Genomic DNA, 25602 nt, shown 5'->3' with positions numbered 1-25602 from the left:
ATGTCGGCACCATCGCCGCCGGCAGCCTGCGCGCCTGCCAGTTGCCGACCAGCATCGTCGGCAATCTGGTGATCAAGAAGCTCGACGGCGTTGCCTACGCCATCAACGGCCAGGTCAGCGTGGGCCAGGACACCGGCGGCAATGCAGCGGCCCCGGCCGCTGGCGCACAGACCGGCACGCTCACGGTAGAGCCGGGCACCACCTTCTTCGGCTCGGCTGGCGCTGACTTCATCGTGGTCAACCGCGGTTCGCAGATCTTCGCCGAAGGCACTGCCACCGCCCCGATCGTGTTCACTTCGCGACTGGCGCTGGAGGGCCAGAACAACATCGATTCGATCGGTCAGTGGGGCGGCATCGTCATTCTCGGCCGTGCTGCGATCAGCGCCTGCCCGGGCACCACCGTCTCCGGCACGCCGGAATGCCAAGCACTGATCGAAGGCGTCAACAACGCCTTCTACGGCGGCAACAAGGCCGATGACAACAGCGGACGCCTGCGCTACGTGCGGGTCATGCACTCCGGTTATGCCATCGCGCCGAACAACGAACTGCAGGGCATCACCCTGGGCGGCGTGGGCAGCGGGACCACGCTGGACCACCTGCAGGTCTACAACAGCTCCGATGACGGCATAGAGATCTTCGGCGGCTCTGCCAACCTGCGCCACCTGGTGCTCAACGGCAATGACGATGACGCGCTGGACACTGATACCGGCTGGAACGGCGGTGCGCAGTTCGGCATCGTGATCCAGCGCGCGAACGGCGGCGATCGCATGACCGAGTTCAGCGCCATCCGTCGTACGCCGTATTCCACCCCGAAGATCGCCAACTTCACCTTTGTCGGTCGCGCCGGTGGCACCTCCGCGCTGGAACTCAACCAGGGTACGCAGGCCAGCTTCTATAACAGCGTGGTCACCCGCACCGCCGGCGGCACCGGTGCAGCGGCGCAGTGCCTGAACATCGTCGACGACAACACCACCGGTACGTTCCAGTCGGTCTACTTCTCCTGCCCGACGCCGTTCGTCGCAGGCTCGCGTGCGGAAACCGCTTTCAGCGCAGGCGCCAACAACACCGCCACGGGTACCTCCACCCTGACCGGCACCTTCATCAACGGCGCCAACGAAACCGCGGTCACCCCGTTCGCCAATCTCAGCGGCGTGCACGCATTCTTCCAGAACGTGGACTACATCGGCGCGGTCAAGAACACGACCGATACCTGGTACCAGGGCTGGACCTGCGGCCTGACCGCAGACAAGCCCTGCTGATCTAGCGGCTGGCAGACGCACGGGGGCGCGGCGACCACGAGGCCGCCGCGCCCCCGCGCGCATCCCCTCCTCGCACGCATCCAGCAGCCAAGGTCAATCGTCCATGTCCAAACCAACACATCACCATCCGCTCCGCTCCGGCCTCGGGATCGCGATCGCCCTCGCGCTCGCCCCGGCCGCCTGGGCCGACACGGCCCCTGCCAACGACACGACGGCCAACAACCCGGCCGTCCAGCTCGACTCGGTCAACGTGCGCGGCGCGTTTGTTCCCACGCCCATGGCGCAGACGTCCGAAGTCGCCTCCTTCGTCACCCGTGAAGACCTCGAACGCACCGGCGACAGCGACGCCGCCCAGGCCTTGGGCCGGGTCAGCGGACTGAGCCTGGTCGGCGGAAAATTCGTCTACGTCCGCGGTCTCGGCGAGCGCTATTCCTCGGCCTTGTTCAACGGTTCGCCGGTGCCCAGCCCGGAGCCTTTGCAGCGCGTCATACCGCTGGATCTGTTCCCCAGCGAAGTGCTGGACACCGTCACCGTCCAGAAGACTTACTCAGTGCGTTACCCCGGCGAGTTCGGCGGCGGCGTGATCGACATGCGCAGCATCACCGTGCCGGATGAGGGCTACTTCAAGTTCAGCATCGGCGGGGGTGGCAACAGCGAGACCACCGGTGAGAAAGGCCTTACGTACCACGGCGATGACAACGACTGGTGGGGCTACGATGATGGCGCCCGCAAGATGTCGCCGCAGCTGCGCGATGCCATCGCCACCGGAAACCGCGTCGACCTCGGTGGAACCTTTGATCGCGAAGCGATCCGCACGATCGGGCGCAGCATCAACGACCCGAACATGTACGTGCTGCAGGAGAAGGACAGCATCAATCCCGACTTCGACTTCGGTGCCAGTGCAGGCAACTCGATGGAAGTCCAGGACGGGTTGAAGCTGGGCTTCGTGGCGGTGGCCAAGTTCGAGAATGAGTGGCGCACCCGTACCGGTGTCCAGCAGGACGCCTACTTCACCGATGCCAGCACCGAGTTCAACAGCACCTACGACTTCGCCTCGACCCGCAACAATGCGCGCGTCAATGCGATGTTCGGCGTCGGCCTGAAGTCCGATCGCCATGAAGTGGGCTTCACCACCCTGTACGTGCACGACACGGTCAAGGAAGCGCGCAGCCGCGCCGGCGTGGACAACCTGGCCGGCTTCGGCGTTCGTGATGATTACACAGAGTGGTTCGAACGCGAGCTGGTCAGCAACCAGCTCACCGGCAAGCACCTGTTCGGCGAGTTCAACGACCTCAGCATCGAATGGCGCGCCGCCAGCTCCAAGGCGACCCGTGACGCGCCCTACGAGACCCTGATCAGCTACGAGAACGTGGACGGCTATTGGGCGCACGATGCCTCACGCGTGCAGAACTACATCCGCTTCGGCGAGGTGGAAGACACCGTGGACAGCGCTGGCGTGGATCTCGCATGGCGTTTGCCGACCGAGCGCGAAATGATCCTCAGCAGCGGCGTGTCCTGGCTGGACAACGATCGCAGCGCCTGGCAGCGCGAGTTCCGTTTCCTTGCCCTGGATGGCTCGATTCCGTTCTACAACCGCTACCAGCGCGCCGACTATCTGTTCTCGGACTACAACCTGAGCCAGGATACGCTGCGCCTGCGTGAGACCACCGGCAACACCGGCGCCTCCGCCTACGACGCGAACCTGGAGGTGCGCGCGGTCTACCTGCAGCTGGAAGGCGAGATCGTCCCCAGCGTGCGCGGCAGCCTGGGCGTGCGGTACGAAGATGCCGAGCAGTCGGTCGACCCGTACGACCTGTTCACCGGCCTGGCCGTCGATGCGCCTGCGCCGCTGGAAAACGACTACCTCCTGCCGGCGCTGACCATCACCTGGAACTTCGCCGACAACCAGCAGATCCGTTTCGGCGCCTCCGAGACGATCGCCCGTCCGCAGTTCCGTGAGATGGCGCCCCAGCAGTACACCGATCCAGACAACGATCGCCTTTATTACGGCAATCCGTTCCTGGTGGACAGCAAGCTGCGCAACTTCGATGTGCGTTACGAGTGGTTCTATGGCGCCGGTGAGTATTTGTCGGCCGGCGTGTTCTACAAGGACATCGACCGTCCGATCGAGTCCAACGTGAACGAGTCCGGCGGCACCGTCTTCCAGAGCTTCGTCAATGCGCCCTCCGCGACCGTCTACGGCGTGGAACTGGACGCCAAGAAGTACCTGGATCTGCCGATCCGGGCCCAATGGTGGGGCGACAACCGCCTGTACCTGGCCGGCAACTACACCTGGTCTGATTCCGAAGTGCAGGCCAGCTCAGGCGACACCGTGCAGCCGTTCGGCTACGCCACCCCCATTCCGGCCAGCCTGTTCGTGCGTGATGGCAGCCAGCTGCAGGGGCAGTCCGAGCACATCGCCAATGTCCAGGTCGGCGTGGAAAGCGGTGACGAGTCGCTGCAGGCGACGCTGATTGCAAACTACGTCAGCGAGCGCATCATGGCCCGCGGTCGTCCCGGCCAGCCGGACTACATGGAAAAGCCGGGCGTCAGCCTGGATCTGGTGATGCGCAAGAGCTTCGACCTGTGGGACTACCGCACAACGCTGGCGTTCGCTGCCCGCAACCTGCTCGATACCGACCATCAGGAATACCAGGAAGGCAACGGCCGCAAGGTCGACGTCTATGCGTATGAGCGGGGCGTCAGTTATGACGCCAGTGTGACCATCGCATTCTGAGCCCAGCTGCGCTGAGCAACATTGAAGCCCGGCCTCGTGCCGGGCTTTTTTTTCATCTTTTGCTCACCAATGTGACCGAAGCAATGTGGCTGTCATGTTGCCGACTCATCCTGTCTCGACTCGACGTCACCTCAAGCCTGCGGCTACGCCCTCCCTCCGATGACGCTCACGAATTCCTTTCGCCATCCCCGCCTGCTGCTCACCGTTGAAATCGTGCTGTGGCTGGCACTGCTCACGCAGCTTGCCTGGGTAGCGCTGCCGGTGCTGGGCCTGGCACGGGGCACGCCGCAGGAAGCTGCCGTTGTGCTGGCAGACGCAGCCCCGCTTGCAGGGCACGATCCCTTCGCCAGCTCGGACACCGCGCCGGCCACGGCCGATGTCGTGGGCCTGAAACTGTTCGGCATCCGCCTGTCATCGCTGGGTAATGCAGCCATCCTGGGTGCGGGCAGCGGGACCCAGCGCGCCCACCGCGTAGGCGATGAGATCGCGGCGGGCGTCACACTGGAGTCGGTCGCCAGCGACCACGTCATGCTCCGCCAGGGCGGACAACCGCGGCGCTTGGACCTGCCATCCAGCCTTCCACCGGGCCCGACGGCAACGCCGGCACCTGCAGCGACGGCCGCTCCCGCCGTGGCCGCGACGCCGGCCGCCGCAGCACCGCCCGCCGAGTCCCGTGTCGAGGTGGACCCCGGCCGCTTGATCGCCGAAGCCGGCCTGCGCATGGTGACCGATGCCGGGCGCGGTGCGGGTTACACCCTTTTGCCGCGTGGCAACGATGCAATGATGCGCGCCGCAGGCCTGCAGCCCGGCGACGTACTGGTCAGCGTCAACGGCCAAGCGCTGGATGCAGAGCGCCTTGCCGAACTCGCCATTCAACTGAAAACCAACCCGCGTGCCGAAATCGCCTACCGGCGCGATGGACAGCTGCGCACGGTCATCCTTGGAAGCGGTAAACCATGACCCACCGATATGCCCCCCTGATGCTGCTCGCTGCCAGCCTGTCTGCACTGCCGGTGCAGGCCTTGCATGCCCAGCCCCAGGCGGCCCCACCGGCCGCACCGGCGATGCAGATGCAGGGAGTGGAGCTGCCGGCCTTCATCCAGGACGTCGCGCGCGCCACCGGCACCACCTTCATCGTCGACCCCAAGGTACAGGGTACGGTCAACGTCAGCCGCACCGAAAGCATGAGCAACCAGGACCTGATGGGGGTCCTTCTTGCAGTCCTGCGTGCCAATGGGTTGATCGCGGTGCCAGCCGGCCCATCGACCTACAGGGTGGTTTCCGATGACGGTGCTGCACAGCAGCCCGGCTCGCCGCTCGGCTTTGCCACGCGCGTGTTCCCGCTGCAGCGGATCGACGCGCGCGCGGCAGCGGAAACGCTCAAGCCGCTGATCGGCCGCGGCGGCGTGGTGGTGGCGCTGCCGCAGGGGAACCAGCTGCTGGTCGCCGACTACAGCGACAACCTCAAGCGCATCTTCGAGCTGGTCGAACGGATCGACCGCGACAGTGCGGGCATCGATACGGTGGCCCTGCGCAACACATCGGCACGTGAATTGGCCACCACCCTGGTGGAGCTGTTCGGCACCGGCGCGGACAAGGCATCGGCACCGCTGTCGGTACTTCCGGTGGACAGCAGCAACTCGCTGCTGCTGCGCGGCAACCCGGCGCTGGTCCAGCGTGCGGCAAAGCTGGCGCTGGAACTGGACGCGCGGGCGCAACGCAACGGGGATGTCGCCGTGGTCAAGCTGCAGCATGCCAGCGCCGAACAACTGCTGCCGGTGCTGCAGCAGTTGATCGGACAGACGCCCGACACGCTTGCAGGCGGAGTGAGCGCCAGCGGCGGCACCACGGCCATGCCTACCGCGCCGTTGCCCGTCAGTGCAACCGGCGCGACCAACGACCCCACCAACACCCAGATCATCGCCCCGGCCACCGGCAAGCGTCCGGTTATCGTGCGTTACCCCGGCTCCAATTCGTTGATCCTGCATGCCGATCCAGATACGCAGCGGGTCCTTCTCGATGTCGTGCGCCAGCTCGACGTACCGCGCGAACAGGTCCTGGTTGAGGCCATCGTGGTCGAGATCTCCGACCAGGCCGCGCGCAAGCTCGGCACCCAGTTGCTGCTGGCGGGCAAGGATGGCACCGTGCCGATCGGCCTTACCCAGTTTTCGAATGGCGGGCCGGGCATTGCCTCGCTGGCTGGGGCCGCACTGGCTGGCAACGAGAGCGGCGATGAAGGCAGCGCGATCGGCGACGCGGCTCGCCAGGCGGCCGCGCAGGCCCTGCTGGGATTGAGCGGCGGCCTGATCGGCCTTGCACACCAGCGCGACGACCGGTTGTTCGGCGTCATCATCAACGCGGTGAAGAACGATACCGGCTCCAGCCTGCTGTCCACGCCCTCGGTACTGACCCTGGACAACGAGGAAGCGCGCATCCTGGTCGGCCAGGAAGTGCCGGTGACCACCGGTGAAGCCCTCGGATCCAACAACGAGAATCCGTTCCGCACCATCGATCGCGAAGACGTAGGCATCCAGTTGACCGTCCGGCCGCAGATCAACAGCGGGGGCGGCATCACCCTTGCCATCAAGCAGGAAGTGTCGTCGGTCAACGGAACGGTGAGCAACAGCAGTGACGAGCTTGTGCTCAACAAGCGCGAAATACAAACCAACGTGGTGGTCGATGATGGCTCGATCGTCGCCCTGGGCGGCCTGCTCGACCACAGTGACGAGAGCCGGTCGGAGAAGATCCCGTTGCTGGGTGACATCCCGGTGCTCGGCGCCCTGTTCCGCAGCAACTCCCGCAGCCGCAGCAAGACCAACCTGATGGTGTTCCTGCGCCCGAGCATCATCCGTGATGGGGCTGCCGCTCAGCGGATGACCGGCCAGCGCTACGGCTACCTGCGCAACAGCCAGTTGCATGGCGATCAGTCCGGGCTGGCCGAACTGGACGCGGTGGTGCGGGACTACCTGCACGCCACGCCGCCGACAGCACCTTCGTCGGTGAGCCCGCCGGGGGCGCGCCTACCGGCGGCCACCGTTCCCGCCCCGCGCCAGCCATGAGTGTCATGCCACCCGCCCTGTCCTACGCCTTTGCCAAGCGGCATGGCGTACTGTTGCTGGATGAAGCAACGCCCGGCGCCACCGCGCAGGTGTTGATGCGCGAAGGCGCGCAGGGCAGCGCACTGCTGGAAGCGCAGCGCGTGCTGATGCGCCCGTTCCAGGTGCAGAGAGTGGACGCCGCCAGCTTCGACCGCCGTTTGTCGGAAGTCTATGCTGATGCCGCGATGGGCAACGCCGCCAATGTCGGCAACCTCGACCTGCATGTCGGCCTGGATGCCCTGCTCGGCGATCTGCCCAGCACCGCCGATCTGCTGGAGAGCCAGGGTGATGCCCCCATCATCCGCATCATCAACGGGGTCATCGCCGAGGCGGCGCGACTGGGCGCGTCCGACGTGCACATTGAATCCTTCGAATCCGCGCTGCGCATACGCTTCCGGATCGATGGCGTGATGCGCGAAGCGGCCCAGCTTCCCGCGCGCATCGCGCCGCTGCTGGTGTCGCGGGTGAAAGTCATGGCGCGGCTGGACATCGCCGAACGGCGCATACCGCAGGATGGCCGGGTATCGCTGTCGATGGGCGCCAGGCATCTGGACGTCCGCGTTTCAACCCTGCCCACGCGCGGCGGTGAGCGGGTGGTGCTGCGCATCCTGCACAAGGACCAGGAAGCCCTGTCGTTGGAGCGGCTGGGGTTGGGAGCACCAGCGCTGGCCGCGCTGCGGCGGGCGCTGCAGACACCGAACGGCATCGTCATGGTCACCGGCCCGACGGGCTCGGGCAAGACCACCACCCTGTACGCAGCGCTGGGTTCGCTCAATGACGGCGAGCGCAACATCCTGACCGTGGAAGATCCGGTGGAGTACTCCATCGAAGGGATCGGCCAGACCCAGGTCAACGCGCGCGTCGGGATGAGTTTTGCCATGGGCCTGCGTGCGATCCTGCGCCAGGACCCGGACGTGCTGATGGTCGGCGAGATCCGCGACGGCGAGACCGCCGAGGTGGCGGTCCAGGCCAGCCTGACAGGCCACCTGGTGCTGTCGACCGTGCACACCAATGACGCCGCCGGTGCGATCACCCGCCTGCGCGACATCGGTATCGAACCGTTCCTCCTGGCGTCCTGCCTGCGCATGGTGATGGCCCAGCGCCTGCTGCGCCGGCTTTGCACGCACTGCAGGCAGCCGCGCAGACGCGACAAACAAGAGCTGGATGCAGCCGGCACCTACTTCAGCGCCGTCGGCTGCACGCACTGCGGACACACCGGTTACAGCGGCCGCATCGGCATCCATGAGTACATCGAGGTCGACGAGCGCATGCGCCGGCTGATCGCCGCTGATGCCGGTGAAGATGCGATCGCCACGCTTGCCTTCAGCAATGGCGGGCGGCTGGCCGATGCCGCCCAGCGCTGCGTGGCCGCTGGGCTGACCACCCAGGAAGAAGCCCTGCGCGTGACTCGACAGGAGGCCGTGGCGCATGCCGACGTTTGACTACACGGCCCTGGACGGCGAAGGCCGTATCCGAACCGGGACAGCCGCCGCCAGCAGCGTGCGCGAAGCGCGCGAGCAGCTGGAGCGGCAACACCTGGTGCCGGTGCGGCTGGAGCCGGCCACACAGCCTACGCAATCACTACGGCAGGGGCGTTTTGGCACGCGCGAACTGGCCATGTTCACCCGCCAGCTTTCAACGCTGGCCGCAGGCGTGCCGCTGGAGGAAGCCCTGCGGACCATCGGCGCACAGAGCGAACGTCGCGGGGTCAGGCGCGTGGTGCTGGCCACGCATGCACAGGTCGTGGAGGGCTTGCGCCTGGCCGATGCGATGGCTTTGCAGGGCAAGGCATTCCCACCGCTCTACTGCGCCATGGTGGCTGCCGGCGAACGCTCGGGCTCGCTGCCCGATATCCTGGAAAGCCTGGCCGAGCTGCTTGAGCGCCAGCAGCAGCTGCGTGCCAGGTTGATCGGCGCGCTGGTCTACCCCATCACCCTGGCCGCCACTGCGGTGGTGGTGGTCATCGCCCTGATGGCCTTCGTGGTACCCAAGGTCGTGGAGCAGTTCGATTCGATGGGCCGGGAACTGCCACTGCTGACCCGCGCGATGATCGCAGTCTCCGATGCGATGACCCAATGGGGATGGCTGGCACTGCTGCTGCTCGCCGTCGCAGCGATCGTTTCCGCCCGCCTGTTGCGTCAGGAAGCCTACCGCCTGCGCGCCGACACCGTGCTGCTCCGCCTGCCGGTGATTGGACGGGTGATCCGTGACATGCATGCCGCGCGCATGGCGCGCACCCTTGCCGTCATGCTGGCCAGTGGCCTGCCGCTGCTGGAAGGTCTTTCGGTCACCGCGCGCACCATCGGCAACCTGGCGCTGCGTTCGGCAACGCGCAGCATGGTGGCCGCTCTGGATGGCGGCGGCAGCCTGTCGGCAGCCATGAAACAGGCCAATGTCTTCCCTCCCACCTTGCTCTACATGGCCGGCAGCGGCGAAAGCAGCGGCCGGCTCGGGCCGATGCTCGAACGCGGCGCCGACTATCTGGAACGCGAACTGGACACTTTCTCCAGCGCAACGCTGAGTCTGCTGGAGCCGGCGATCATCGTCACCCTGGGCGGCGTGGTCGCCATGGTGGTGCTGTCGATCCTGCTGCCCATCCTGCAATTCAACTCCCTCGCACTGGGCTGACTGGCGCCGTGCTTCTCCTCATTCTTCCCTGGTGATACCCATGACCAAGCGATCGCCCTCCTTCAATCGCCACCGCGAAGCAGGTTTCAGCCTCATCGAACTGATGGTGGTCATCGTGATCATCGGCCTGCTGGCCACCGTGGTGATGATCAATGTGCTGCCAAGCCAGGACCGTGCGATGGCCGAGAAGGCCCGTGCTGACGTGTCCCTGCTGGAACAGGCGCTGGAAGCCTACCGGCTCGACAACCTGGCCTATCCGCGCACCGAGCAGGGTCTGCAGGCACTGCTGCAGCCGCCGGCCGGACTGACCCGTCCGGAACGCTACCGCAAGGGCGGCTACATCCGTCGCCTGCCGGCAGATCCGTGGGGCAACCCGTACCAGTACCGCACGCCCGGTCGCCGCAGCGCGGTGGACGTGTATTCCTTCGCAGCAGACGGCGTGGAAGGCGGCGAAGGCGAGAATTCGGACATCGGCAACTGGCAATGAGCGAAGGCACGGCCATGCTCGCGGCATCGCCTGGGCTTCGCCGCTGCAGACGCTGTGTACGCGGCTTTTCGCTGCTCGAGCTGATGCTGGTGATCGCAATTGCCGGCATGGGTACCACCGCTGTGCTGTTGACCCTGCCCGACGGCGACGCCGCCCTGCACCGGCAGGCCGACACCTTTGCCGCGCACCTCAAGCGCGCGCGCGAACAGGCCATCCTGGGCGGGCGTTCGGTGCGGGTGGCAGCCGAGCCTGCGGGTTATCATTTCGCCCGCCTCGAGCATGGTCGGTGGTCACCGTTGCAGGAAGGCCCCTTCGGCGCCCGCAACTGGACCGATGGCGTGACCCCCCTGGTAGAGCGTGGAAACCTGCAGGTAGGCTTCAGTTTCGATCCGACCGGGATGGCCGAGCCACAATCGCTGAGCCTGGACAACGGGCGCCAGCGCGTCGACATACGCGTAGCTCGGTCGGGCCAGGTTGCTGTCGATGCCGGAAGGCGCTGAGTTCATGCAGACGCACTGCAAGGGGTTCTCGCTACTGGAAATGCTGGTCGCGCTCGCGATCCTGGCGTTGGTGGTGGCCGGCCTGCTGAACCTGGCAGGGGAAAGCATGCGCACCGCCGTGCGCATGGAAGATCGCGTGTTCGCCGGGATCGTGGCCGACAACCTGGCGGCCGAAGCGTTGGTCGTGCAACGCGACACGCTGGCACGCACCGCGCAGGGCACCGAGTCCCTGGCAGACCGCCGGTGGTCCTGGCAGCGCACGGTGATCGGCGGGGGTGAAGGGCAGGAGTCCCTGATGCGCGTGGAGATACGCGTCAGTACACCTGATGGCGGCGAGGCGGCCAGCGCCACGGTGTTTCGATGAAACGATCCCACCAGCGGCCCGGCGGTTTCACCTTGATCGAGGTACTGGTCGCGCTGGCGCTGTTTGCACTGATCGCTGCGACCGCCGTCGGCCTGCTGGCATGGACGGCCGATCAACGAACCGCCGTGCGCGCCCGCATGGATCGCCTGGCGCAGGTGCAGCTGACGCATGCCCTGCTCAAGGCGGACCTGGGCCAGGCGGCGGTGCGTGCAACGCGGCGCAGCGATGGTGCCAGCGAGCGCAATGCATTCAGCGCTGCAGCTCCGGACGACCGCGTGCGCCCGCTGTTGGCGTTCACGCGGCGTGGCTGGGAGAATCCCGCAGAAGACGCGCGTGCTTCGCTGCAGTTCGTCGAGTACAGACTGGTGGATGGGCGCTTGGAGCGCAGTACGCGTCCCGCATTGGATGGCACCGTGGCTGGCGATCCGCAGGTCCTGCTGGAACGCGTGCAGTCGGTCCGCGCCTGGTTCTATTCCTACGGTGCGTGGAGTGATGGTTGGATCGGCGGCGTCGGCGCGATGCCCAGTGCGGTACGGATCGAGGTACAGCTGCGCGACTACGGTCGCATCACCCAGATCTTCGTGTTGCCGGAGGCCCCATGAGCAGGCGCTCCAACCTCTCGCGCAGCAACCGCGCGATGCCCTCCCGTCGGGCCACGCAGTCCGGCATGGCGCTGCTGGCCATCCTGCTGCTGAGTGTCGTCATGGGGGTACTTGTGGTCGCCCTGCTCGACGACATCCGCTTCGGCGTGCAGCGCACCGCCAACGCCCAGGCCATGGCGCAATCGCAGCGCTTCGCGCTCGGCGCTGAAACCATGGCACGCAAGCGGGTCGGACAACTGGCCCGGCCCGGCGTGCGTGTTGATTCGTGGAGCGGAAAGCCGCTGGTCTTTCCCATCGAGAACGGCCTGATCCAGGCGCGCCTGCGTGACGGCAGCACCTGTTTCAACCTCAACAGCGTCGTGCAGGGTCCGCTGGGCCAGGGCCAGCGACGTGAGCTCGGCGTACGCCAGTACGTAGCCTTGCTCGATGCGCTGGAGTTTCCCGCGGCTCAGGCCCAGGCGCTGGCTGACGCACTGGCCGACTGGGTCGACGTTGACGGCGTCCGTGCTCCGCTCGGCGCCGAGGACGCAAGCTATGCCGCACGACGCGGGGCCTACCGCACGGCCGGCACGTTGCTGGCCGAGGTGAGCGAACTGCGCGCGGTGCACGGCTATACCGCGCAGGTCTACCGGCGCGTGCGCCCCTACGTGTGCGCGCTGCCCGAACCTGCGCTCTCGCCGGTCAACGTCAACGCGCTGCAGGTGGGCGATGCACCCGTGCTGGTGATGCTCACCGCTGGCGCGCTGACCGTTGAACGTGCCCGGCAAGTGATCGCTACGCGACCGGCGGCCGGATGGGATTCCACCTCCTTCTTTGCCTCCTTTCCGGAGGTATCCCTGGATACCCAGGTCTACGAGCAGATCACCCTTCAGCCACGCTGGTTCGCGTTGGACGTGGATGTCGACCACGCGGGAACGCAGGCCACGTTGACCGCACTCCTTGAATCCCGTGGCACAGGTGATGCACGCCTGGCCGCACGACGCTGGACACGAGACGAATGAAGACCCTTTCCATGGCTACGCGGCTGATCCTGCTGCCGCCACGCGCCGACCAATCCGTGACATGGTTGCAGATCGGGCCGGACGGCAGCACAACGCACAGCAAGTCCCTGGCCCCCGGTCAGCCCATGCCGCAGCAGGGCATGGTCCGCGATGTGGTGGCACTTCCCGCCGAAGGCGTTTCCCTGCTCTGGCTCGACCTGCCCACGCGCCATCCCCTTCAGGCGCGGGCGGCGGCGCGCCTTCGACTGGAGGACCACGTGGCGGTCCCGGTGGAGCTGCTGCATATCGCGCTGGCTGCAGCGCCCGAGCCGGGCATGCCGACCCTGGTGGCCGCGGTGGACAACGCAACGATGACGGAGTGGAAGCAGCGTTGTGCCGCACTGGGCGTGGCCGATGCCATCTGGGTGCCGGACTGCCTGCTCGTGACAGCGCCGGAAGCACCGATGCTGCGGGCCGCAGCGCTGGGCGTGCGCCTGTTGGTGCGTGGAGCGCGCACGGCGTTTACCGCCGATACCGAACTCGCCCTGTCCATCGCCGGGGACCTGCAGGTGGAGGTGTTGCCCGAAGCGGAAAGCCTTCAACACCTGGCTCACGCCGCTACGCAGGCGCCCGCGCTCGACCTGCTTCAGTTCGACCACCAGCGACCAGATACCCGCGCAGTCAAACGGCGCCGCCGGCGCCTGCTGCTGTTCGCGGCCGTCGCGCTGTCGCCCCTGCTGGTGGTGGCCGCACAGACTCTACGGGACGTGGCATGGGCCGCATGGCGGGATCATCATGCCGATACCTTGGCAGGTCACGTACTGCCCGCGAACGCGCGAGGAAGCGATCCTTCCCAGGCCCTACGCGTGTTTGCCCAGCAACGGCGCGCACCGCAGCGGCTCGCGACGGAGTCCACTGCCTTGTTCAACGCCTTGAAGCAGCACCCCGGCAGTCAGCTGGACAGCTATGAATTCGATGTTGAAAGCGGGCTGCGGGTCGGCCTGGTGCATCGCGATGAGCAGCAACTGGAGGCGATCCGCGCGTCACTGGAACAGCAGCAGCTTTCCTTGGTTCCGCTGGAAAGCGGGCCTGTCGAAGGTGCCACGCGCAGCCTGGTCGCGATCGGGGGCACGCCATGAACACCACTTCATTGCAGCGCGTGCGCGAAGCCTGGCAGCAGCGTGCGCCACGCGAAAGGATGATGGTTTCGGTGATGCTGGCGATGGTGGCAGCTTTCGTGCTCTGGTACGCCGTGTACGTGCCCCTGCGTACGCTGCGTGATACCGTGCATGCCCAGCGCGTGATGTCCGATGCGCAATGGCACGCGGCACGGGCCGACGCGGCAACGTTGCGGGTGATGCAGGGCACGGGATCAACGGCGTCCCGCCCGGCCAACGCACAAGCTCTGCGCATTGCAGTTGCAGCGGCCGCGGAAACTGCCGGGCTTGGCATCAGCCGGCAACGCGAAGACGATCAGGGCGGCTGGGAAATAGAAGCCGACGAGGTGAGTTCCACGCAGCTGTTCACTTGGCTGGACCTGCTACGCACCCGCCATGCAATGGCGCCGGATTCCCTCAGCGCCGTGCGCAGTGGCCGCCAACTGCGGGTGCAGGCCAGCTTCCGGGCGCCTGTCGGCGAGGTATCGCCGTAGTCCTGCGACCAGACCATGGGGGTCGGCCCGCGAGCCAGCTGCATCTTCCCAGAACAGCCAGCCCGCAGGCCGATTGAAGCTCGCAACGCGCGTGGTCGACGTGCGGTGACGTCCCGCCATCAACGCGCGTTGGCAATCGCCAACCGGATGGTACGCCGCCCTTCATCGGCAAGACTGAGATCCGCCTGCGCACGTCTGACCGCGTTGCTGGCCTCGCTGCGGCGGGTCTCCAGCAATAGTCCCAGCCGCGCCAACGCCCTTCTAAAGCGTTCCATCCAGACCCGGCGGAGGCCTTCGTCGGCCCAAGGGCGTCCCAGCGCATCGGGCAGCGCCACTTCGTGCACCTCCGTGTCGTACGCACCATGGGCTGAACGTTCGTCCTCGTCCTGCCATCTGAAAATGTCCTGCACGTCGATCGGAAACGAAACAGGATCGGGCCTCAGCGACAGCACCTTCGGCACTTCGCCGCGACGGCGCCCCATGAGCATCGCTGCGGGTGCGGCCTGCAGGATCTCCAGTTGATCGAGGATGTCCTGTGGCTTTGCCGTGGCGCCCAGGCTGGCCTCCTCGGCGCGCGCGGTGCGCCAACTGCACACCTCCGGCACCGTTGCGGCCCATTCCAGCAACCGCGCGGGTGACACGAGCGCTTTACGCACGCCGCCGGTGAAGCCTGCGGCCAGCGGGAACAGCCGATCGGAACCCGGGTACGCTTTTTCCAATATCAGCAACTGCCTGGGCGGGACATTGAGCACCGCGGCGGCCTGTGCCAACGTAAACGGCGGTATACCACTGCCCACCGACTGGCAGCGGATCGCTTCTTCCAGAATGGACCGGCGAAGTGATGGCCACGTCACCCCAAGACCACACCTGAAATCAGGCTGATGCAGGTATTCCTTCCGGTAGCGCTCAAGCAGCAGCGAATCTGCCTTCCTGTTCTGCGCGGCGTCTTTCCTGGTCATTGTTCTCCTTGGCCCCCCCTTATCCCCAGCCTGCGAACCTGACGAGACGGGATTGGAATCCACGCGGCTCGTGCATGGCGGACGTCGGTTTTACCAAGGTTTGATGACATCCGTGTGGAGCCCGCTCAATCAGCCGCGTAGGCCACCCAGCCCCTGAAACTGAAAGCGGCGTAGAACAGTTCCACCGTGCCGAAGCCAGCCTCGTGCAGCAGCGCCACGTCCTGCTCCGGTGACAGCGCGGGCAGCAGTCGGGCCATGCTGTCCACGGTGTGCGCCACGTCCAGCGTGATCCCCGATGAGGCCGAGAATGCGGCAAAGCGCTGCAGCCAGCGGCCCTTCTGCGCGTCATCCTGCGGATAGCTGTGATGTGCCACCACCAGCGGCGCGCCTGGTTTCAGCCGGCGCCGCATTGCTTTCAGCGTGTGCAGTCGCTGCCCGGCCGGCAGGAAATGCAGGGTCAGCAGGCAGACCGCGCCGTCGCATACTTCTTCGGGCGCGTCGTCGATGTAGCCCTCGGTGAACGCCACGCGCGATGCCAACACCCCCAGCCGCTGGCGCGCCATGTCCAGCATCGGTGCAGACGGATCGACAGCGCGGAAATGCCACCCGGGCTGTGCCTCGGCGAAGGCGCGTAGCTCCATCCCACCGCCCGCGCCGAGCACCAGCACCGTGCCGTCTGCCGGCACGCGTTCTGCCAGCAACAGGCGCGCCATGCGCTGCATGTCCAGCAGGCCCGGTACCTTCTGCATCGCACCTTCTGCATAGCCTGCAATGGCGTGGGGATCGGAAAACATGGGCGCCTGCCTCGTTGATTTGACCTGTGGCGCTAAAGGTAACATCATTAGTTACATGAAACGCGACAGCCGACTTTCCGCCGTCCTGCATGCCCTGCTGCACATGGCCGAGCAACCCGGACCGATGACCTCCGACGCGCTGGCGACCTGCCTGGGCACCCATCCGGTGGTGGTCCGCCGCACCATGGGCCTGCTGCGCGAAGCCGGGCTGGTCGCCGCCGTGCGCGGCCACGCCGGCGGCTGGCGCATCAAGGCGGACCTGAGCAAGGTGAGCCTGCGCCAACTGCACGAGGCACTGGGCGAGCCGGCCTTGTTCGCCATCGGCAACCGCCACGAAAACCCCGAGTGCCTGGTCGAACAGGCCGTCAACGCCGCCTTGGACGATGCCTTCGTCCGGGCAGAAGCGCTGCTGCTGGAGCGGTTTGCCGCGGTGTCACTGGCCGATCTCGCCGCCGACTTCAAACGCCGTCACGCCCACCATCTGCGGAGCAAGCATCCATGAACACCCATGACGTCATCATCATCGGCGGCAGCTACGCCGGCATGGCTGCGGCCCTGCAGCTGGTACGTGCCAGGCGGCGCGTGCTGATCATCGACGCGGGCAAGCGACGCAACCACGCGGCCGCCGATTCGCACGGCTTTCTCAGCCAGGATGGCGCCGACCCGGCCGAGATCGCACGCACCGCACGCCAGCAACTGCAGGCCTACCCCACCCTCACCTGGGTGGAAGACGTCGCTTTGGATGCATCGGGAACACGCGATGCCTTCAGCGTGGCCACCGCAGCATCCGGCACCTTCAGCGCCCGTCGCCTGCTGCTGGCCACCGGCGTGTCGGACGAACTGCCCTCCATCGACGGCATCGGCGAGCGCTGGGGAAAGAGCGTATTCCACTGTCCCTACTGCCATGGTTATGAGCTGGACCAGGGCGAGATCGGGGTGATTGCCGTGGTGCCGATGTCGATCCACCAGGCGCAGCTTCTGCCCGAATGGGGCAACGTTACATTCCTGCTCAACGAGGCCATCGCACTGGATGCGGCGGCGCGCGAGGAACTTGTTGCGCGTGGGGTACGCATCGAAGAAACGCCCATCGCACGTATCGAAGAACATGCCGACGTGGTGCTGGCGGACGGGCGGCGGCTGTCGTTTGCCGGGCTGTTCACCGCCTCGCTCAATGCGCCTTCCACGCCGATCTCGCAGACGCTGGGCTGTGCGCTGATGGAAACCCCGATGGGTACCCAGCTGCAGACCAGCGAGGCCAAGGAGACCAGTGTTGAAGGTGTGTTCGCCTGCGGCGACGTTGCGCGCATGCCGCACTCGGTTTCACTGGCCGTGGCGGATGGCGCGTGGGCGGGGGCGCAGATCCATCGGACGCTGGTGTGGCCTACGGCGGGGTGAGGTTTGGAGTCCTTCGAGGACCTGCTTTAAAAAACCATCATTCGTTGCGGCTCGTCCACTGCCGAATTAGATCCTCGACATGCTCAATCTGCGCCTTCGCGTAATCCCTGTCCTTCACCCTGATATCCACATCGTCGAGGTAATGCCACAGTTCATGCGGAACACCCACGGCGCCCCTATCCAGCATCATGAGCCGCTTGATGGTCGCTGCATCACTGTTCCACTGCGCCATGCCCTCCCTGCACTCCGGCTCGGATAGAAGAAGGGTCCGGATACCATTGATGATGGCATCCCTGAGTTCATCATCAGTCATAAAAACTACTCCTTGGCTCCGAATCGACCAGAAATCTGACACCGGAGTCATCTGGTACGCACGCTATGGCCTGCGGCACAGGAAGATGCCCAGCATCCGCCCTTTGCACGTAAACGTCCCACACCGAATCATCCTGCCCGTCGTCTTCCACGGACACACACAACTCGATCACAACGGCATCAATGAGTAGGGCCTGGCTCGTCGTCGGTAACAGCAATAAATACCCGCCGCTTGAGATCGGCTAAAAACGCCGACAATCAGCTTGCCAAAAATTCGAAAAAGGCGCCTCAGGCGCGTGCCTGATATGGAGTCAGACGGACTGACCGATAACCGTACGCCAGCTCAAACGGTCAATCGTCTATACGCCTATTTCCGGGCACCGCTCCCCGGCGAGGCCGCTGGAGCAGCGGAAGAAAGATCCTTGACGTCGATTCTAACATCACCCCAATCTTCCCTTTCAGAACCCCCTGTCCGATCAGGCAAGGGCCACACCTTAATATCACCGCCAATACTTCCCAACTCATATCTAACCACATCACCAGGCACCTTACTTGCCCGGAAAACGCCCGAGATACGAGCATACTTGTATCCGTACCTATCAAAAATGGATTTTTGCAAATCCAGGGGACCCCGCACAATAATCAAACCGTTCTCAATAATGCGATGAGCGTAGGAAGTTTCATCGGCATATACGGACAGCGCGCCATTATCGATAACGACATATCCACTAATCGTCAAATCAAGACCATCATACGACTCGGGGGCATTAGAAATAGCGCCAAATGACGCATAACAAGCAAGGACGCCTTTCGCACTCTGGGAGCAACCATTAGGAGTTGCCCGTGTCGACTGCGCCGCAGAACAGGACGATATCGAAAAAACAACAGAAAGACCCAGCAACGCTCTAACAAAAGAAATACTAAACCTGTTCACTTGACCTCCTCAACAGCTCCGCCCGCCTTGGTTTTATATACCTTCATAGACGGCGTAGAAACATAGCCAGTAGATTGAGTGCTCCTCATAAACATAATGTCATCTCCAGAGAACGGCTCATTCCAATGCCCGGTCGGATCTTCGAGCGGATGGGTGTGTATGTTATAGCCTCCCGAGACAACACCACCAGGAGCCATAAATCCGATTCCGTCCTGCGACCTAAATTTACTGCCGACCTTAAGGTCCCGCAAGTACCACCCCGCCACATCACCTCCTTTAATATTTGCCGATATCTCCACGCCATAATCGTTAGATACAGGCTGAAATACCTTTGAGAAATATTTGGAAGCAACATCAGGCGATTCGTTCTTGCGAGACTCTACGACAGCGCTCACCTTATCCACTATCGCGGATGCAGAGTCATATCTCCTTTGCTCCGTTCCAGACGGGAATTTCCTATTGCCATCGTTGATGTAAGAGGTACTACCTGCCGCACCACTCTTCAGTGCACACGTTGTGTTCTGCCCACAGGCTCTTCTGCCATCAGGATCGATGAACTTGTATGGACTACTATTTGCGTACCGGTATCTATTGAAAGCGGCAACTGGATCGCTATATGCCGTGACCGGATCTGCCGACAAGAGTAAACCTATCTGAGGATCATAGTACCGTTGCTGCATGTAAGTTAGCCCCGTCCCAGAGTCTGCCACATGGCCCGTAAAACGAGGCACATCGGCCTGCTGTAGTCCAACCAGCGCACCATACGGCTCATACGCGGTGCGCTCGGTCACGTTCCCCGCGGCATCGGACACCGCAACCGGCGAGCCCAGCGCGTCGGTGTGGACGTACTCGATGATCTCCTGGCCAGCGGCACTCCACGTGCCTGCCAGCATCACCACGCCCGTGGCCAGTCTCTTGATGATATTCATGGTTCGCATCTGTTCGTCACCACGGGTTAGTGAGGTCGCCCAGGTCAACCAACGACTGGTTGACCGGCGGACTGGACCATGCAGAGCAACCACTGGCATTGCAGGCACGGATGATGTGGCTGGACGCACAATATCCGGCGCCCTCAGACTTGATGGAAGTCAGCGGCCCGGTGTACTGCGTTCGGCCACCATAAGCTTGGAACTCATACGTTGCAGCCCCTGTCACAGCAGTCCATTGCGCCTCACAGCGGTTCTTGGTGGCACGGTTGACGATCCACTGATACTTGACCGATTTGGTGATCGCAGGTGTACCAGGCGGCGGGTTGGAAACTACCGCCACGTTGTTGGAATACCCGCTGCAGCCGGCGGCATTGCACGCCTTCACCCGATACGTGTAAGTGGCAAACCCAAGGCCATTGCGCGTTGACTGGGTGGATCCATCGTTCTGGACCACGCCCCAACCGCCGCCATTCACGCTCTCCTCAAGCACGTAGTTCGCCGCCATCTCAACGCCATTCCAGCTCAACGTGGCGCTGCCATTACTTGTGCTCGCCGGGCCGCTCAGCCCTGGCGCGCCCGGAGGCTGGATGACCGAGACGGTCGCCGTTCCCGAATAGGCACCCCACCCTGCATCGTTGCCGCCACGCACGCGGTATGCATAACTGCCCGTCCCCTTACCGCTGAACGCCTGACTGGTACCGGTAATGGAAGCCACCACCGTCCAGCCGCTGCCATTTACACTTTCCTCCAGGCCGTAGCGCGTGGTCCCAGCCAGCGCATTCCAGCTCACGGCGTAGGCACCACCCAGGCTCTGGCCAGGTGCGGAGATACCCGGCGCGCTTGCCGGCGGATAAAGAACCGTCGTCTTTGCGGTAGCCGACACCGCTCCACATCCTGCCGGGTTGCAAGCGTAGACGCGGTACCCGTAGCTGCCCGTCGCCTTGCCCGAAACCGCCCAGCTACGCGCCGCAGTCTCCTGCACCGTTGCCCATGTACCACTGCCGATCTGCTCCTGCAGGCGGTACGTGGCAGCGCCCGTTACAGCCGTCCAGGTGACGGAATAGTTGCCGTTCAGCGCGGTTGTCGGAGCTGAGACAACTGCAGAGGCAGCGGGCGGCTTCTGCACCGAGATCGTGGCCGTTGCACTCCAGCTACCACAGGCGTCCTGCTGGCACGCACGGATGCTGTAGCCATAATTTCCTTCGGCTTTGGCAGAGGCACTCCAGGTTCGCGCTGTGCCGTTGTGCACAGTGGTCCACGCACCCGTCCCGAGCTGCTCGCGCAATTCATAGCGTGTTGCATAGCTGACAGCCGTCCAGCTCACCGCATACGTCCCGTTATTGCTGAACGATGGAACGGTCAGTGCGGGCGTGGTCGGAGCGACCACCTGGATCGCGCGCGCGACCAAGCTCCCGTTGAGCTGGATGTACTCCGTGTTCTTGCCTTCGCGAGCATTGTCCTGCCGGCGTAGAACGCCGTCGTTCCCATACAGGGAGCGGATAGTGCTGCCACCGCTGGTCGCGGTCGACAGGATGCGCCGCCCCTGTGCATCGTAACGATACCGCTCAGCGGCAGCCACCGCGCGCAAGCGATTGCCGAAGTCAAAGGTGTGCGTGACACCGCTGCGCTTGGCGACGTTGCCCCGCACATCGTAGGTCAGCGCTATGGTTGTTGCGCCCGCGCTGTCCTGCACGTTGGCCAGGCGATTCTTGGCGTCGTACCAGTAGTTGTGGTCCTTGACCCCACCCAACTTCGCGCTACGCAGGTTGTCCACCGCATCGTAGGTTTAACGTACTGCACTGCCGCAAGCCACGTCCGCCGTGTACCCGTGACCGTGCACGACTCCCCCTCCTGATTCGTCAACCAGTTGAACGCAAGCTGGAAGAGATGTAGCAGCGGCATGCCCGGCCAGCTCGCGTGGTGCAACTGAGGCCGGTCAACGGAGTCCACGATCAGGGAACAGCACCGACCTACGAAGGTGCTGCCAACCTGACGCATGTCGAACGTATCGTCATCCCTGTCACTACGCTGCGGGCGCTGGCGAACGCCGGCGCAACGTGGTGGGTGCACCGGGGAGCAGGCGTGTGTAAACGCTGCGCCATAGCGCATCGAATTGAAAAGGCAAACGCCAGCGATGAATGTCTGCCGTGAAGAATCAGTGTCATCCGCCCCGCCCCGCTGCCCGGCGCCAGAACCCCTTTCCCATCAGGAAAAGAGGATCGGGCGCCGGCAGTTGTCACGCCTACGCGGTGTTACTGCGGCAATGCGTAGGCCACCACGAAGTTGCCGCGTGGGGTGTGCATGAAGTGGTGGCCGGTTGCCGTGATCACCACGTATTCCCTGCCCCCTGCCTCGTAGACCATCGGCATCGCCTGGCCACCGGCCGGGAGCGGAGCAGACCAGACGGTTTTGCCGGTGGTGATGTCGATGGCACGGATAAGGTCATCGGTTGCCGCCGCAATGAAGACCAGGCCGGACTTTGTGACCACCGAGCCGCCGTTGTTCGGCGTGCCGATGACGATGGGCAGACCCGTGGGCAGGCCGAAGGGACCATTCTTGCGGGCCGTACCCAGCGGTCGATCCCACACGGTACGACCGTCGCGCACATCGATCGCGCGGATGCCACCGTACGGGGGCTCCTTGCACAGCATGCCGGTGAACTTCATCTGCCAGCCCGCATTGACATCCACGGCAACCGGCAGGCCTTCCTGCGGATCGCCTGCGCCTTCGCCGTGCGCCTTGTAGCCGGGGTCGTTGATGATCTGCGGGGCCTTCCACCCCAGCTTGTCCGCCTCTGCACGGCTGACCAGCCGGGTGTAGTTGGGCATGTCGTTGTAATTGGCGATGATCAGGCCGCGTGCCGGATCAAGCGCCACGCCACCCCAGTCCGAGCCGCCGTTATAGCCGGGATAGTTGATGATCGGCTTGTCCACGCTGGGCGGTGTGTACTGCCCGCGATAATCCGCCTGGTGGTACTGGATGCGGCAGGCCAGCTGGTCCAGCGGGGTCAGGCCCCAGGTCTTCTCCGGCGTCATGTCTCCCTTGGCCAGGCTGTTGAACAGCGAGAACGGTTGCGTCTTTGAACGCGCCGCCGGCTCGAAGCCACCCTGCGGCACCGGTCGCTCTTCCACCGGGAACAGCGGCTTGCCGGTCTCGCGGTTCAACACGTAGACGTCGCCACTTTTGGTCGGGAAGATCACCGCCGGGATGCGCGTTCCGTCTGCCTGCGGATAATCGAACAGGGTCGGCGGTGAACCCGGATCGTTGTCCCACACATCGGCGTGGGTGTTCTGGAAGGTCCAGCGCGGCTGCCCGGTTTCCACGTCGAGCGCGGTCAACGAGGGCGAGTATTTCAGTTCTTCCGGGGTGCGCTCGGAGGAATAATAGTCGCCCGATGCATTGGCGACCGGCAGGTACACAAGGCCCAGCTTGTTGTCGCCGGTGAAGGAGGTCCACACGTCCGGCGAGCCGCGCTTGTACACGTCCTCGCCAACGCGCGGCGCGGTATCCATCGGGGTTGCCGCATCCCATGCCCACTTCAGCTTGCCGGTGCGCACATCGTAGGCCTTGGTGACGCCGGAAGGACCATAAGCGCGCTGCCCATCGATGGTGGTGTGCCCGACGATCAGCGTATCGCGAACCACCGCAGGCGCCGAGGTAATGGCCACGTAACCCTGGTACACCTCGCCCATGCCTTCGGTGAGCTTCACTTCGCCGTTGCTGCCGAACGAATCGCAGCGCTTGCCGTCACGCGCGTCGAGTTCGATGATGCGCGCATCCAGCGTGCCGACGATGATGCGGGTTGCGCAGGTGGCACCCGCTGTCGCGGTGTCGGCGGCCGGTTCGGCGAAGTACGCCAGCGAACGACAGGCCGGGGTGTAGGGCACTGCCTTGGAGGTCACGCCGGGGTCGAAGGTCCATTTCGCTTTGCCCGTGGCAGCGTCCAATGCGGTCACCGTATTGAGGTAGCCGCATACGTACAGAGAATCGCCGATTTTCAGCGGCGTGTTCTGCACGCCCCAGCGCGAATCACTCGGCACCTCGCCGACTTCCGCGGTCCATGCCACCGCGAGATTCTTCACGTTTGCAGGCGTGATCTGGCTCGCCAGCGAATAGCGCATGGCAGCTTGGTTGCCCCCGTAGGCGGGCCAATCGGTGGACGGCAACGCACTGTCCGTGCCGGCCCCGGTGGCGGCCTCGAAGGCGTTACCTGCGACGGCGGGTACATTCTCTGCTTCGGTCACGCCCTGCGGTACGAAGGCCAGCCCGGTTGCAACCAGGAAAGCGGCGACCAGCACACCGGTGACCGCCCCCGCCCTGCGCCGGGTCATGCGGGCATGCAGCGTAGGCAGCAGCAGCGAGAAGCCGATGGCAAGCACCAGCACCAACGCAAAGCGCGGCACCCAGGCCCAGTAGCGTGAACCGGCCTCCCAGACGGTCCACGCCAGTGTGAGCAGGAACAAGGCGCCGAACCAGAGCGAGGCCGATGGCCGTCGCCGCGCCAGTCCCATGGCACTGCCAAGGCTGAGCAGCCCGGCGATGGCGTAGTACCAGTTGCCGCCCAACGCGATGAGCCATATGCCGCCGCCGACCATGCACAGGCCGAACACGGCCAGGACCAGTGACAACAGCCACCGACCTGCGCGAACGAGGGGTTTTTCCGAGGAGTTCATTTCAGTTCCGGGAGAGAGGGGGACGCGAGCCTGGCGCCTGGATACCGGTGCAGGCGGGTCCCCGGGGGAGACCGGGTAAGCAGCCCGGGCGTCGCATCGGGCGCAGCGGGCGGCTTAGGGGGATGAAACGTTGTTTGCATAGCTATGCAAGACTACGCCCACAGAAGTGAAAACCAAATCATCAAACGGTGCATCCATGTGTCCTGCAGGCTCGACATCGAACGGAAAACGGCGATCGCAGGTCTCTTCCTGGTCCGTGGCACGGTTGGCCGGCGTTTCCCAGTCCACGGTCTCCCGGGTCTTCACGCCCGGGGCGTCCGTGTCCCTGGCGGTGCGGGAAAAGGTCCTGGCCGCTGCGGACCAGCTCAAGTACCGGCCCAACGCGTTGCCGGCGATCCTGCAGACAGGCCGCTCAGGCCTGGTCGCGGTGGTGATGGGCGGCTTCTACAATCCGGTTTACGCAGGGATTCTCCACGGCATCACCACCGCCCTGAAGGAACGTCGGCTGGAAGCGGTACTGGTCGATGCCGGCAGCGACGAGAACCTGGGGGATCGCGTCGATGACCTGTCGCGCTACCGGATCGATGGCGCCATCAGCGTACTGGCGGTGCGTTCGGCCAAGGACGCCGACCGGCTCGATCAGCTCGGCATTCCGGTGGTGGCGGTGAACTCCCGCCAGTTCGGCACGCTAAGGGTGGTATCCACGTCGAACCGGGCCATCGGCCGGGACGCTGCGAACGCGCTGGTGGACAGGGGCTGCACGCAGCTGGCGTATCTGGCAGGGCGCGATAACCCATCACAGCGCGAACGCGAAAGCGGCTTCAGCAAGCGCGTTGTCGCCCGCGGACTGCCCACGCCGCAGCGTGCTGTGGCCGGATTCACCTATGAAGAAGGTTACGCCGCAATGAGGCAGCTGCTGGCATCCGGGGCTCGGCCCGACGGGCTGTTCTGCGTGAACGACCTGGTGGCCATCGGCGCACTGGACGCCATCAGGACCGTGCCCGGGTTGCGCGTGCCCGAGGACATCCAGGTCATCGGCTGCGATGACATTCCCATGGCGGCATGGCAGCAGAACCGCCTCACCACATTTGTCCAGGACATGGCCCTGCTGGGCCGCCAATGCGTGGAAATGCTGGGCAATGACCCGGCTGCCAGCCGCGTAAGCGTACCGTCCACGCTGGTGCTGCGTGCGACTACCCGGACGCTGCTGCAGACACCGCAACAGATGCAGACCAAGGCGCCGGCAGCGCAGTGACGGTTCACGCGGCCCGATGGTGGCCGATGCCGCCGACCATGGGTC

General features: G+C 64.8%; 23 protein-coding genes. 16 read left to right on the top strand and 7 right to left on the bottom strand.

Annotated elements, in window-relative coordinates:
- The 13 genes from CXG43_RS13810 to gspM form a co-directional block, all read left to right on the top strand.
- Positions 1–1259: hypothetical protein (locus CXG43_RS13810; protein ID WP_101100435.1), on the top strand; the 1259-nt coding region annotated here is incomplete at its 5' end.
- Between the two features lie 103 nt (positions 1260–1362).
- Positions 1363–3996 (top strand): TonB-dependent receptor, encoded by a 2634-nt coding sequence (locus tag CXG43_RS13805; protein ID WP_101100434.1) that lies wholly within the window; start codon positions 1363–1365, stop codon positions 3994–3996.
- A 159-nt stretch (positions 3997–4155) separates the two neighbouring features.
- Positions 4156–4956: a type II secretion system protein N gene (locus tag CXG43_RS13800; protein WP_101100433.1), complete on the top strand. Its 801-nt coding sequence runs from the start codon at positions 4156–4158 to the stop codon at positions 4954–4956.
- Positions 4953–7055 carry a type II secretion system secretin GspD gene (gene gspD, locus CXG43_RS13795; RefSeq protein ID WP_101100432.1) on the top strand — a complete coding sequence of 701 codons (2103 nt, stop codon included), beginning with the start codon at positions 4953–4955 and terminating at the stop codon, positions 7053–7055. The genes CXG43_RS13800 and gspD overlap by 4 nt, the downstream gene beginning before the upstream one ends.
- Positions 7052–8536: an ATPase, T2SS/T4P/T4SS family gene (locus CXG43_RS13790; RefSeq protein WP_101100431.1), complete on the top strand. Its 1485-nt coding sequence runs from the start codon at positions 7052–7054 to the stop codon at positions 8534–8536. The genes gspD and CXG43_RS13790 overlap by 4 nt, the downstream gene beginning before the upstream one ends.
- The gene (gspF, locus tag CXG43_RS13785; protein ID WP_101100430.1) at positions 8523–9722 is read left to right on the top strand and encodes a type II secretion system inner membrane protein GspF; all 1200 of its coding nucleotides are present in this window, start codon (positions 8523–8525) and stop codon (positions 9720–9722) included. Before CXG43_RS13790 ends, gspF begins: the two co-directional genes overlap by 14 nt.
- Before the next feature lie 40 nt (positions 9723–9762).
- On the top strand, positions 9763–10209 hold the full coding sequence (gene gspG / locus CXG43_RS13780) for a type II secretion system major pseudopilin GspG (RefSeq protein WP_101100429.1): 447 nt from the start codon (positions 9763–9765) through the stop codon (positions 10207–10209).
- A complete protein-coding gene (locus CXG43_RS13775; protein ID WP_101100428.1) occupies positions 10206–10709 on the top strand; it encodes a GspH/FimT family pseudopilin in 504 nt (167 codons plus the stop codon). Before gspG ends, CXG43_RS13775 begins: the two co-directional genes overlap by 4 nt.
- Positions 10693–11073, top strand: coding sequence for a type II secretion system minor pseudopilin GspI (gspI, locus tag CXG43_RS13770; RefSeq protein WP_232767801.1), 381 nt, complete (start codon positions 10693–10695; stop codon positions 11071–11073). The genes CXG43_RS13775 and gspI overlap by 17 nt, the downstream gene beginning before the upstream one ends.
- Positions 11070–11675, top strand: a complete 606-nt coding sequence (gene gspJ / locus CXG43_RS13765; protein WP_101100427.1) for a type II secretion system minor pseudopilin GspJ — start codon at positions 11070–11072, stop codon at positions 11673–11675. Before gspI ends, gspJ begins: the two co-directional genes overlap by 4 nt.
- Positions 11672–12676 (top strand): type II secretion system minor pseudopilin GspK, encoded by a 1005-nt coding sequence (gene gspK, locus CXG43_RS13760; protein WP_232767800.1) that lies wholly within the window; start codon positions 11672–11674, stop codon positions 12674–12676. Before gspJ ends, gspK begins: the two co-directional genes overlap by 4 nt.
- A gap of 11 nt (positions 12677–12687) precedes the next feature.
- Complete coding sequence (gene gspL / locus CXG43_RS13755; protein ID WP_198552686.1) at positions 12688–13794, top strand: type II secretion system protein GspL; 1107 nt, start codon at positions 12688–12690, stop codon at positions 13792–13794.
- Positions 13791–14306 (top strand): type II secretion system protein GspM, encoded by a 516-nt coding sequence (gspM, locus tag CXG43_RS13750; RefSeq protein ID WP_101100425.1) that lies wholly within the window; start codon positions 13791–13793, stop codon positions 14304–14306. Before gspL ends, gspM begins: the two co-directional genes overlap by 4 nt.
- A gap of 119 nt (positions 14307–14425) precedes the next feature.
- Here the strand turns inward: gspM and CXG43_RS13745 are convergent, their stop codons facing one another.
- A complete protein-coding gene (locus tag CXG43_RS13745; RefSeq protein WP_101100424.1) occupies positions 14426–15265 on the bottom strand; it encodes a hypothetical protein in 840 nt (279 codons plus the stop codon).
- Between the two features lie 125 nt (positions 15266–15390).
- Complete coding sequence (locus CXG43_RS13740) at positions 15391–16059, bottom strand: class I SAM-dependent methyltransferase (protein WP_101100423.1); 669 nt, start codon at positions 16057–16059, stop codon at positions 15391–15393.
- Between the two features lie 55 nt (positions 16060–16114).
- Between CXG43_RS13740 and CXG43_RS13735 the strand changes: the two genes are divergently transcribed.
- Both CXG43_RS13735 and CXG43_RS13730 read left to right on the top strand, forming a co-directional pair.
- Positions 16115–16561 carry an Rrf2 family transcriptional regulator gene (locus CXG43_RS13735; protein WP_101100422.1) on the top strand — a complete coding sequence of 149 codons (447 nt, stop codon included), beginning with the start codon at positions 16115–16117 and terminating at the stop codon, positions 16559–16561.
- Positions 16558–17454, top strand: a complete 897-nt coding sequence (locus CXG43_RS13730; RefSeq protein ID WP_101100421.1) for an NAD(P)/FAD-dependent oxidoreductase — start codon at positions 16558–16560, stop codon at positions 17452–17454. The genes CXG43_RS13735 and CXG43_RS13730 overlap by 4 nt, the downstream gene beginning before the upstream one ends.
- A 37-nt stretch (positions 17455–17491) precedes the next feature.
- Here CXG43_RS13730 and CXG43_RS13725 read toward each other — a convergent pair whose 3' ends face one another.
- From CXG43_RS13725 to CXG43_RS13710, 5 genes are all read right to left on the bottom strand, one after another.
- The gene (locus CXG43_RS13725; RefSeq protein ID WP_101116199.1) at positions 17492–17767 is read right to left on the bottom strand and encodes a hypothetical protein; all 276 of its coding nucleotides are present in this window, start codon (positions 17765–17767) and stop codon (positions 17492–17494) included.
- 366 nt (positions 17768–18133) lie between these two features.
- Complete coding sequence (locus tag CXG43_RS19190; RefSeq protein ID WP_157825149.1) at positions 18134–18700, bottom strand: hypothetical protein; 567 nt, start codon at positions 18698–18700, stop codon at positions 18134–18136.
- Positions 18697–19629 carry an RHS repeat-associated core domain-containing protein gene (locus tag CXG43_RS13720; protein WP_232767798.1) on the bottom strand — a complete coding sequence of 311 codons (933 nt, stop codon included), beginning with the start codon at positions 19627–19629 and terminating at the stop codon, positions 18697–18699. The genes CXG43_RS19190 and CXG43_RS13720 overlap by 4 nt, the downstream gene beginning before the upstream one ends.
- A 16-nt stretch (positions 19630–19645) precedes the next feature.
- Positions 19646–21403: a fibronectin type III domain-containing protein gene (locus CXG43_RS13715; protein ID WP_101100418.1), complete on the bottom strand. Its 1758-nt coding sequence runs from the start codon at positions 21401–21403 to the stop codon at positions 19646–19648.
- A 478-nt stretch (positions 21404–21881) separates the two neighbouring features.
- Positions 21882–24302 (bottom strand): membrane-bound PQQ-dependent dehydrogenase, glucose/quinate/shikimate family, encoded by a 2421-nt coding sequence (locus CXG43_RS13710; protein WP_101100417.1) that lies wholly within the window; start codon positions 24300–24302, stop codon positions 21882–21884.
- Between the two features lie 196 nt (positions 24303–24498).
- Between CXG43_RS13710 and CXG43_RS13705 the strand changes: the two genes are divergently transcribed.
- The gene (locus CXG43_RS13705; protein ID WP_101100416.1) at positions 24499–25557 is read left to right on the top strand and encodes a LacI family DNA-binding transcriptional regulator; all 1059 of its coding nucleotides are present in this window, start codon (positions 24499–24501) and stop codon (positions 25555–25557) included.
- The last annotated feature ends 45 nt before the right edge of the window (positions 25558–25602 follow it).

Origin of the sequence: Stenotrophomonas sp. Bg11-02 (assembly GCF_002836635.1) — a bacterium.
GTDB lineage: Bacteria > Pseudomonadota > Gammaproteobacteria > Xanthomonadales > Xanthomonadaceae > Stenotrophomonas > Stenotrophomonas lacuserhaii.
This window is presented reverse-complemented; position numbering and strand designations above follow the sequence as displayed.

Bases quoted from the DNA above. Each gene is read 5' to 3' on its own strand.
- CXG43_RS13805 (WP_101100434.1), top strand. From the start codon at position 1,363: ATGTCCAAACCAACACATCACCATCCGCTCCGCTCCGGCCTCGGGATC.
- CXG43_RS13800 (WP_101100433.1), top strand. From the start codon at position 4,156: ATGACGCTCACGAATTCCTTTCGCCATCCCCGCCTGCTGCTCACCGTT.
- gspD (WP_101100432.1), top strand. From the start codon at position 4,953: ATGACCCACCGATATGCCCCCCTGATGCTGCTCGCTGCCAGCCTGTCT.
- CXG43_RS13790 (WP_101100431.1), top strand. From the start codon at position 7,052: ATGAGTGTCATGCCACCCGCCCTGTCCTACGCCTTTGCCAAGCGGCAT.
- gspF (WP_101100430.1), top strand. From the start codon at position 8,523: ATGCCGACGTTTGACTACACGGCCCTGGACGGCGAAGGCCGTATCCGA.
- gspG (WP_101100429.1), top strand. From the start codon at position 9,763: ATGACCAAGCGATCGCCCTCCTTCAATCGCCACCGCGAAGCAGGTTTC.
- CXG43_RS13775 (WP_101100428.1), top strand. From the start codon at position 10,206: ATGAGCGAAGGCACGGCCATGCTCGCGGCATCGCCTGGGCTTCGCCGC.
- gspI (WP_232767801.1), top strand. From the start codon at position 10,693: ATGCCGGAAGGCGCTGAGTTCATGCAGACGCACTGCAAGGGGTTCTCG.
- gspJ (WP_101100427.1), top strand. From the start codon at position 11,070: ATGAAACGATCCCACCAGCGGCCCGGCGGTTTCACCTTGATCGAGGTA.
- gspK (WP_232767800.1), top strand. From the start codon at position 11,672: ATGAGCAGGCGCTCCAACCTCTCGCGCAGCAACCGCGCGATGCCCTCC.
- gspL (WP_198552686.1), top strand. From the start codon at position 12,688: ATGGCTACGCGGCTGATCCTGCTGCCGCCACGCGCCGACCAATCCGTG.
- gspM (WP_101100425.1), top strand. From the start codon at position 13,791: ATGAACACCACTTCATTGCAGCGCGTGCGCGAAGCCTGGCAGCAGCGT.
- CXG43_RS13745 (WP_101100424.1), bottom strand. From the start codon at position 15,265: ATGACCAGGAAAGACGCCGCGCAGAACAGGAAGGCAGATTCGCTGCTG.
- CXG43_RS13740 (WP_101100423.1), bottom strand. From the start codon at position 16,059: ATGTTTTCCGATCCCCACGCCATTGCAGGCTATGCAGAAGGTGCGATG.
- CXG43_RS13735 (WP_101100422.1), top strand. From the start codon at position 16,115: ATGAAACGCGACAGCCGACTTTCCGCCGTCCTGCATGCCCTGCTGCAC.
- CXG43_RS13730 (WP_101100421.1), top strand. From the start codon at position 16,558: ATGAACACCCATGACGTCATCATCATCGGCGGCAGCTACGCCGGCATG.
- CXG43_RS13725 (WP_101116199.1), bottom strand. From the start codon at position 17,767: ATGACTGATGATGAACTCAGGGATGCCATCATCAATGGTATCCGGACC.
- CXG43_RS13720 (WP_232767798.1), bottom strand. From the start codon at position 19,629: ATGAATATCATCAAGAGACTGGCCACGGGCGTGGTGATGCTGGCAGGC.
- CXG43_RS13710 (WP_101100417.1), bottom strand. From the start codon at position 24,302: ATGAACTCCTCGGAAAAACCCCTCGTTCGCGCAGGTCGGTGGCTGTTG.
- CXG43_RS13705 (WP_101100416.1), top strand. From the start codon at position 24,499: ATGTGTCCTGCAGGCTCGACATCGAACGGAAAACGGCGATCGCAGGTC.